General features: G+C 62.1%; 11 protein-coding genes. All 11 read right to left on the bottom strand.

The features are described from left to right. Positions 1–602: 602 nt before the first annotated feature. Complete coding sequence (locus LKE06_RS27320; RefSeq protein ID WP_228002224.1) at positions 603–1,247, bottom strand: replication initiator; 645 nt, start codon at positions 1,245–1,247, stop codon at positions 603–605. Positions 1,248–2,153: 906 nt separating this feature from the next. Further along, complete coding sequence (locus LKE06_RS27315; protein ID WP_228002223.1) at positions 2,154–2,312, bottom strand: hypothetical protein; 159 nt, start codon at positions 2,310–2,312, stop codon at positions 2,154–2,156. Positions 2,313–2,643: 331 nt separating this feature from the next. After that, positions 2,644–2,805 (bottom strand): hypothetical protein, encoded by a 162-nt coding sequence (locus tag LKE06_RS27310; RefSeq protein WP_228002222.1) that lies wholly within the window; start codon positions 2,803–2,805, stop codon positions 2,644–2,646. Continuing rightward, positions 2,802–3,347 (bottom strand): hypothetical protein, encoded by a 546-nt coding sequence (locus LKE06_RS27305; protein ID WP_228002221.1) that lies wholly within the window; start codon positions 3,345–3,347, stop codon positions 2,802–2,804. The genes LKE06_RS27310 and LKE06_RS27305 overlap by 4 nt, the downstream gene beginning before the upstream one ends. A 174-nt stretch (positions 3,348–3,521) precedes the next feature. Next, positions 3,522–4,445, bottom strand: coding sequence for a hypothetical protein (locus LKE06_RS27300; protein ID WP_228002220.1), 924 nt, complete (start codon positions 4,443–4,445; stop codon positions 3,522–3,524). Between the two features lie 255 nt (positions 4,446–4,700). Next, entirely contained in the window at positions 4,701–5,135 is a 435-nt protein-coding gene (locus LKE06_RS27295; protein WP_228002219.1) for a DUF2637 domain-containing protein, read from the bottom strand. A gap of 2 nt (positions 5,136–5,137) precedes the next feature. Then, positions 5,138–5,410, bottom strand: a complete 273-nt coding sequence (locus LKE06_RS27290) for a hypothetical protein (RefSeq protein ID WP_228002203.1) — start codon at positions 5,408–5,410, stop codon at positions 5,138–5,140. Positions 5,411–5,424: 14 nt separating this feature from the next. Next, positions 5,425–5,865 carry a hypothetical protein gene (locus LKE06_RS27285; RefSeq protein WP_228002218.1) on the bottom strand — a complete coding sequence of 147 codons (441 nt, stop codon included), beginning with the start codon at positions 5,863–5,865 and terminating at the stop codon, positions 5,425–5,427. A gap of 212 nt (positions 5,866–6,077) precedes the next feature. Continuing rightward, positions 6,078–7,211: a tyrosine-type recombinase/integrase gene (locus LKE06_RS27280; RefSeq protein ID WP_228002209.1), complete on the bottom strand. Its 1,134-nt coding sequence runs from the start codon at positions 7,209–7,211 to the stop codon at positions 6,078–6,080. A 68-nt stretch (positions 7,212–7,279) separates the two neighbouring features. Then, on the bottom strand, positions 7,280–7,648 hold the full coding sequence (locus LKE06_RS32980; protein ID WP_308188445.1) for a helix-turn-helix transcriptional regulator: 369 nt from the start codon (positions 7,646–7,648) through the stop codon (positions 7,280–7,282). Between the two features lie 34 nt (positions 7,649–7,682). After that, positions 7,683–7,878: replication initiator (locus LKE06_RS27270; protein ID WP_372477434.1), on the bottom strand; the 196-nt coding region annotated here is incomplete at its 5' end.

The following is a 7,878-nucleotide window of genomic DNA, read 5'->3' as shown; positions in this document are numbered from 1 at the left end:
TTACCCGGTTGGGTCTTCTCGCTGGCACCCTTGGGGACGATGCCGCTAGCGCAACCACACACCACACCGAGGCGAGCACGGAGTGTGTTGCAGCTCGGCGTGGAGCCGGTTCGTAATGCACGGCAACGCGGGTCGAGTCGGTCTCGAGGACTTCCCGATGGACTTGGTGGAGATACTTCGTCAGATACCGGACCTTGATGTCCATTTTGTCGCTGCCGCCCAGGACCTGACCCGCCTTGGACTGACCACCGAACTTGAGGGTGTGAGCCGGTTCGAGGTTCGTCGACCGAATCCATCGTCTCCAGCGCGTCGTCCCAGTAAGTCAGCGGCTTACGGGTGCGCGCGGTCGGTGAAAGTACCGGGCGGTGTAGTCCCACCACCGGCATGTTGTCGCTGCCGTACACGGGCTGGTCGAAGTGCGGCCACCAGACATTGACGTAGGTTGCCGCAGTGGACCTGATACAGCAGCTGCGAGGAGATCGAACCCCCGAATAGCGATGTGCAAGTGCGGGGCACCACGACGCTGCGGTCCACCGACGACCAAGTATGCACGATCCAGCCGACGCACGAGACGAAGTTCTGCATCCTCCGGTCCGAACCCCTTAGCGAGGTGGATCGTGTCGCGAGCCTGACGGGGTTAGTCGTAGGCCATCGAGGGTCCACGCGGGGGAACCGACGGACACCAATCTTAGCCGAGTCTTCGGGTCGCGGACCTTGTTGATGTGCCCGTAGGACGGCAGCGTGAGGGTGAAGAACGTTGAGGGCCGATACTTGCCGTCCGCGTACGCAGTGCCCACGGTGAGGGCCTTGTTGACCTTCCTACGGGGCAGGTCGGGCACGTCGTCACGACGACGAGTGGACTTGGCTTTGCGGCGGGGCTTGGGGTCCAGCGGCGGGAGTTGTCCACGCACACCCAGTTCCCGCAACTCGATATCGAGGTCGGCCACCAAAGCCTTGATCGCATCCGCGAGTTCATCGTCACCGTCACCGCGTGCGTCGTGGTACTCGTTGAACAGCTCCGCACGAGCAGCCAGGACATCGCGTTGGTCTTGGGTGGGTTCGGTGGTGGTGTCGGCGGGTTCGTGTTCGGTGCACCAGCCATCACGCAGCTGGGTCATGCGCAGGTAGCGGTTCGCTTTAGCACACGCCGGGCAGGTGGTGGCGTTGGTGGACTTACAGGGGGCACCGACGTAGGAGGTGCGGGAGGTGATCGGTCGAACGCCCGCATAGGAACAACGCGAGCACACACGCCCTTCCTTCTCGGCGGCGGATTCGGCGATATCGCTGATATCGGGCCATCGCGCGTCGATCGGCAGCGGTTTCCCGCGCGGGGGCGATACCGATAATCGGTGCGGTCATAACGTGTTGTCCCCCTTCCATTTTCGGTGGTCTGGTCGAGTACTGCATGGCTGCGGTTTGCCGGGTGAATGACCCGGAGGCCGGATCAGGGTTGGTGTTCCCCCGGGCCGGCCTCCGTTGTCGTGCTGTTATGCCGCGTCCCTTCAGGCCGTTCGACCAGGGCGGGGAATTCGGGTGAATCATGTTGGTAGAGAACGATTTCCACTGTTCCGGGGCCGATGACGGCGGCGTCGCAGCCGTGGGCGCCGAAGTGTGGCGAGGTGGGTTGGTGCGGTTTTCGTAGTCGGCGGGGCAGGTGCTCCGTCGAGCATCGAACCCGGACCGGTCGGCGGTGTCACCGATACGGACCGACAACAAGCGCGGGACTCGGGTAGTGCCGTCCGCAGTGAGGGTGAGGCGGGCGGCGGTCATGAGGCGGGTCCAACGACGCCGGTAGCGATACCAGGCGAGGTAGCGGGCACGAACCGGGAGATAATCCGCCCAGATCATTTCGGTGGCCCCCTTCGGGTGCGGGTTCGAACAAGGCGAGTTGGTTCCGGCAGGGTTCGTGCAGTCCTTGCGTTTCGGGCGTGGTTTCCGGATCGACGCTGCTGCCTTCGCAACGATCGATTCGTTGGATTCGGGTGTCGCGAAACAGGATTCGCAGTGCCGGTCATGGCAGGTCTTCCCAGTCGCGCTTGCCGCCTGTGGCCTGCCGGATTGCGGCTTGTAGCACACCAACTACCGCGATGGCGTCGTCGACGGTCATGGCCAGATGCAGCCACAGCGGCGAAGTTGTGTTACTTTGTGCAGGGTCACCTGATCTGCCGATCCTGGATGGCGTCGGGAAGGTAGTTTGCGAATACCTCGCACGATTCCCGCAGATGCCCACGATCGGCGGCGACCAGTACTCGGTGAAAGTCCATGCCCCGCTCCGGCTTCCAATAGCTGTGTGAGGACTCGTGGCTGTTCATGCCGCCCAGTCCCCACCGTCGTAGTCATCGGTGCCCCAGGCCGGAGTGTCCCGGTTTCGGCGAACAGGTGAACCGCGACCGTGACGGGTCGAGGCCACGGGCTTGCAGCTGGCAGCGGCGGCGTGCTTGCAGGTCGATGACGTTTGTCGTCGTAACGGTGGCTGGTGTTCATGGCAGGGCCTCGATTTCGAAGATGCCGCACACGATGCAGGAGCGGGAACGGGTGGTTTTGTTGAGCCGCCGCACGGTGACACGACGGTCGGGGAAGGTGTGGCCAGCTTCGGTGCAGCGGGCCAATGCTTGGCAGCCGTCGCAGATGACCTTGTCGCCGTCAAGATCCAGCCGACACAGCGGATCGAGCGTTGAGGTAGCCGGACAGGCGTGGTATGGTGGAGTCGAAACAGGTCGACTCGCTGTCGGTTTCGGAGTAGACGTCACCGCAGACGTCGCAGTAGATGACCACATGCACCTCGGTGACGAGCCCGGTTTTCATGCCGCACGCTCCTGGGCGAACGCGTCCAGGTCGACCGGGCGGGGAATCGGCTTGTACTGCGCCACGATCCGGTCCACATCAGCATCGGTGACCATGAACGCCCGAGCCCGCCGGAAACCTGCCTTGCCGTCTTCCTGCACGTAGCACACCCCGGGTGTCGTGTGCGGTATCTGGTCGCAGTAGGAGCCGCGATTACGGGCACCCTGGCCGTGGATCATGGCTACCTGGGCGGCTTCGTCCATGCGCATCCCGACCCGATACGGAAGCAGCTGCCGTTGCGGCACATTCTCTTTCGACGGATCGATCACTGTCTCGATCACCGAGTACAGCGGTGCGCGTCCCTGTGAGAGCAGCAGACCGTGAGCGCGTTCGAAACGATCCTGCATCTTCGGGGTGGAGAACGCCGACAGAGCGGCCGCTTCATCGATGATCGTGACGACAAGCGGGTTCTCGGGTGTAGGAACGGGTTTGCGGACCTTGCCCCGATAGCGTTGGGTGGCTTCTTGGAGGTCTTTGACGGTCTCTTCCAGGAGTCCGACCATTTCTTCTTCGCCGGTGCAGGCGAACCGGGTGCACAAGGTTCCAGGAACCCCAGTTCCATGCCGCCCTTCGGGTCGATCACCCGCAAGTCCACCCGACCGGAACGGATCGCCGGACCCATCCCGTTGACCACGACCACAACAGACTCGACTTACCCGCACCCATACCGCCAGCAATCAGGATGTGACGGCCCTGGACCGGAACACTCCAGGTCTCGCCATCCTCGAACACAGAGGCAACCGCCTCCAAGTCCAATCATCAGCAACCATCAACGGCACCGGGGACGGGTCAGCGAGAGTGTCCGCCACCCTGACCTGGACGCGGATGAATCCGGGAAACGACGACAGCGCAGTCACCTCGGGAACACTGATGTACTGGGCGAACGCGTCCAGAGTGTTCTGATCTGTCCAGTCCGACAGCTTATGGCCGCCACGCATCTGCACGTCCACATCCAGCCCGTGGACGGTGTACTCGACATTCAAGACCGTGGGGAATCCGTCTTTGATCGACCCGAGATTCAGCTCACTCCACAGCATCAACTCTTGCTGGCGATCGCAGAACACCAAGATCGAAGTCTTCAACTCGACCGGTGCCGCAGCCACCCAATCCGCGACCGTCTCCTCACGCGGAACCGGTTTCTGCCGTGACCAGTACGCCATCCGAGCCGCCATACCCACACCACCAGCAATCGCAGCCAGCGGGGCAACATGGTTGCCAAACTCATGACCGATCCTGCATGTAGGCGCAATATGGGCAGGTGCACTTCTCGGCGTGACGTCGACGAACGGGATCGGTTCCAGTTCTTGCCCCTCAGCGATCAGGGCGTCAGTCACTGCGGCACGCAGCAGCGAAATCAACGACACCGCAGACTCGACGGGCATAACCAAGTCCGGGCATAGGCCACCAGAGCTGTGCAGGTCGCTGCCACCGAAGGTCACCAGGATCGAATCCTTCGGCGCGATCGGTCCGAACGCCTCACTGTTGAAGCGGACACCCGGCGAGCCGTAACCCGCAATCTTGGTACCACCCACTCGATACTCAACGACGTCATAGATCTCACGCGAGACCCAGTAGCCCTCGCACTTGTGCATAAAATCCATTGCTAATCAACACCTTTCAGGAAGCAGCGACCGGCCGAACCGGGGCCGGACGCGGAGGTTGGAAAGACCGAGCCACACGCACAGGCGGTGCGACAGGCCGGACAGGCATCGGAGGAATCGGAGACTTCACCGGCACCGAGGCAGGCTCCGGGGTCGAGGGTTCAGCGACCACAAGTTCGGCGATCGGAGGTTCAGCGACGACAAGTTCGGCGATCGGAGGTTCGGGGAATGAGGTTTCCGCAGGCACGGAATCCGTTACAGGCTCAGCCGATTCGATCGGAACGATCGATGAGTGCGCAACAGCACCGCCAGACCATGCGTATCGATCAACAGAGCAGCCGGGGCGATCACCGCCAGGACAGCAGCACCCACACCATGACCAGACACCACAGCGTGAGCGACGTTGCCACCGATCGAAACCGCAGCCCCAGCAACCAGGACACGCTCGAACCACTTCCGGTCATCACTGTCGGCCAACACCAGCAGCGCGATGGTGGCCTGAATGATGGTGCCGTCCACAATGACCGGGAACAGCCACGCCAGCCGTTCAGGAGTACGAGCCTTCACCGCGAGGTCCTGCAACGCCGCGAACGACAACACGAACGCGGCAACACCGATAACCACGACAACGAGAACGGCGGACCAGCGAGCCCACGCCATTCCCTTGGACTGCCGATCCGCCGTGCTCATCGTCACGCCGCCTTGGACTCGGCCACGGACTTCTCGGCGGCAGCCTGTTCGGTGCGGGCATGTTCGGCCGCATCGTGAGCCATCAGCAGTTCCGGCAACCGCTGCGCCAGTTCACGCACGTGATCGATGTCCAGAAACATCGTCGCGTGCGTACTGCTGAGGGTGCTTTCCAGGCCGATCCACACCGTCGCCGGACGGGTGTAACCGTCCTTGGTGGTCGTGGCCGGGTGATAGACAGCGGCGACTCGATCGCAGGACCCCGCCGAGGTGGACATGTGCGACATGGCAATCACGCAGCCTTCGACGCGGCAGGCTGGCTGACCTTCGCACCAGAGTTATCGCCCTTGATACCACCGGCATAGAAATTGAAGCCCTGGTACTTGAACTCACCCTGACCCATCACGCGCGGCTCGGCCAGCAACCTCCAGCTCAACCTGACGCATACCCGGCACAACCTCAGGAGTAGAGGGCACCGCTGAACCTCCGCAGGAAGATCAGCTGAAAGCTGGCGCGCTTGGAATTTGTCTCCGACGGATCGGTGACCGTGGCCTTCCACATCAGCAGGCCCGTACCGGCGCCGGTCTTCGGGATCGAAGTCGTAACGCTGCTCAGGGGCAGCATTACGGTCCTGGTTGTACTTGGTCAGCGGCTCGATCGGACCGACCAGGACCAAGCCCATAGGAAAGGCTTCGGAGTGAGAGATCGGGAAGCGGTAGCCCTTGAGTGCCATTGAAATCAGCTCCTGTATGTCAGTATTGTGGGGGTCCTATATAGGACTAACTTCTATAGGATCATAGAAGATGGCCGTGGATCAAGTCAAGACCTACAGAGGACTTAAGATGAATAGGTCCTCAAGAGGGAGAAGGGATGCAATGCCTGCAAAGTACGGAGCTGTACTTCGACGTGTAAGTCGTATTGGGGGCTTGACCTGCGGCTGAGCATCTAACCCTGGTCCTCCGTCCGCAGTTCATCCGCAGTAGCAGTACCCGAGTCCATCCGTTCCGCGATCACCTCACCGATTGCGGTTCGGGTGGACTCGTCCGCGTCCGGCCACAGGTGCCCGTAGGTGTCGAGCGTGGTCTTGGCGCTGGCGTGGCGGAGGCGGACTTGCACGGTCTTGATGTCCGCCTTCTTGGAGATGAGCAGCGACGCGAAGTAGTGCCGGAAGTCGTGGAAGCTGAACTCCTCGGGCAATGACTGCACCTTGCCCGCGTTCCGCACCGCACGGAGGGCGCGATCGATGTGCCAGGGTGGCGCAGGGTTGCCCATGCCATCGGTCACCATGTGTTCGCCAGGCCACTTCTTAACTGACGCCGACAGCAGCAACGCCAGTTCCCTCGGTATCGGTATCGGTGTCTGGCTCGCGTCGGTCTTGAGCGGTTCGTCCTTCCATTGCTGCTTGGGGTTCACCACGCCCCGCATGAGGTCGATATCGGCGACCTTGAGCGCGGACACCTCAGCGACCCGAAGACCGGCGAATGCACCGAGCAGAACGGACGCCTGTAGGTGCTTCGGGAACGCATCGTAGATCGCCCAAACCTGTTGCGTTGTAGCGACATACGGCTTCTGCTTGCCCATCGGGGGCGCGGTTCGGCGCGAGCATGGGTTGCGGACCAGTAGGCCCTCATGCACTGCGTCGCTCATGATCTGCGAGAGGCGCGAATGCACGGCGTAGACGTAGCTCGGCTCACGCTTCTCAGTCTTCAGTTTTGCTACCCAAGACTTCACCGAGGATGGCCGGACGGCAGCCAAGGGCACCATACCGAACTCATGCGTGATCAGCTTGATATGAACCTTGGCTTGCCGAACGGTCGAGTCACGATGAACTGCGTAGCCCTGAATCCAGAGATCGCACCACTCTTGCATGGTCAGTTGTGCATCCCGTGGCGATACGTGAGTGCCCTGGACGAGCGTGGACATCTGCGCGTTCAGCCAGGCTTGCGCATCGGTCTTGCGGTCGAACCCTTTGGCGTGCTCGTTGCCCTGGTCATCGACGTAGCGCGCCCGCCATTTCTTGCCCTTGCCGTGGTTCGCTGACGGCACCTGTTCGCGGGTTGTCGTGCCATCCTCGCTCACGACGGTCACAGTCTTGAACCAGCGCGGCTCAACTCCTGAACGTCGATGGCGACGCGGTGACGTGCTCATCAGGCTGCTGCCTGCGTGCTGGTGAGCCGCTCCCGCTCCTCGATCCAGGCCAGGACGACAGACTTTCGCCACACCCGACGGCGAGCGCTGAGTTTGAAGCTTGCTGGTCCCTGTCCGACGTGTGCCCACCACCGCCAGGTGGCCTCGGGGATACCGGTGAGGGCTTCGCAGTCCTTGGCCCTCAGGTACGTGTCTTCGGTGTTCATCTCGGATTCCTCCCTATGCTGCGGATTGCTGAACGAACGAACTCTGTTGTGGCACAACGGTTTCGCGTGAAACATCACCGTCGCCTGGTGACCTTCGGTCATCTCGAGGCGGGCGTTTGTGTACTCGGCGCGTTGGTTGATGCGGGCGGCGACGAGTGCCATGACCAGATGGGACCGAGGTGGTGCGTCCTTGTCGTCAGGTCCCGACCGGGGTGATACGCAGGTGTGAGGTGTCGGGTTTGACGATGCCGACACGGGCGAGCTCGGAGCGCACGAAGTCGAGGCGATCGGCCTTGTGATCGGGAATCGTTTTGCCCGACCACTTACCCGAGTTCAGGCAGCGTCGACCGGGCAGGCCGAGAGAGTCACGACGGTGCGCGTTGCCCTTGCAT

The sequence above is a fragment of the Nocardia australiensis genome (assembly GCF_020733705.1).
Classification (GTDB): domain Bacteria; phylum Actinomycetota; class Actinomycetes; order Mycobacteriales; family Mycobacteriaceae; genus Nocardia; species Nocardia australiensis.
Note: the sequence above shows the minus strand (reverse complement) of the source record. Positions and strands in the feature narration are given on the sequence as shown.

Coding starts and splice junctions, on each gene's coding strand:
- LKE06_RS27305 (WP_228002221.1), bottom strand. CDS start 3,347: ATGGTCGGACTCCTGGAAGAGACCGTCAAAGACCTCCAAGAAGCCACC.
- LKE06_RS27290 (WP_228002203.1), bottom strand. CDS start 5,410: ATGTCCACCTCGGCGGGGTCCTGCGATCGAGTCGCCGCTGTCTATCAC.
- LKE06_RS27300 (WP_228002220.1), bottom strand. CDS start 4,445: ATGGATTTTATGCACAAGTGCGAGGGCTACTGGGTCTCGCGTGAGATC.
- LKE06_RS27315 (WP_228002223.1), bottom strand. CDS start 2,312: ATGAACAGCCACGAGTCCTCACACAGCTATTGGAAGCCGGAGCGGGGC.
- LKE06_RS27295 (WP_228002219.1), bottom strand. CDS start 5,135: ATGAGCACGGCGGATCGGCAGTCCAAGGGAATGGCGTGGGCTCGCTGG.
- LKE06_RS27310 (WP_228002222.1), bottom strand. CDS start 2,805: ATGAAAACCGGGCTCGTCACCGAGGTGCATGTGGTCATCTACTGCGAC.
- LKE06_RS27285 (WP_228002218.1), bottom strand. CDS start 5,865: ATGGCACTCAAGGGCTACCGCTTCCCGATCTCTCACTCCGAAGCCTTT.
- LKE06_RS32980 (WP_308188445.1), bottom strand. CDS start 7,648: ATGGCACTCGTCGCCGCCCGCATCAACCAACGCGCCGAGTACACAAAC.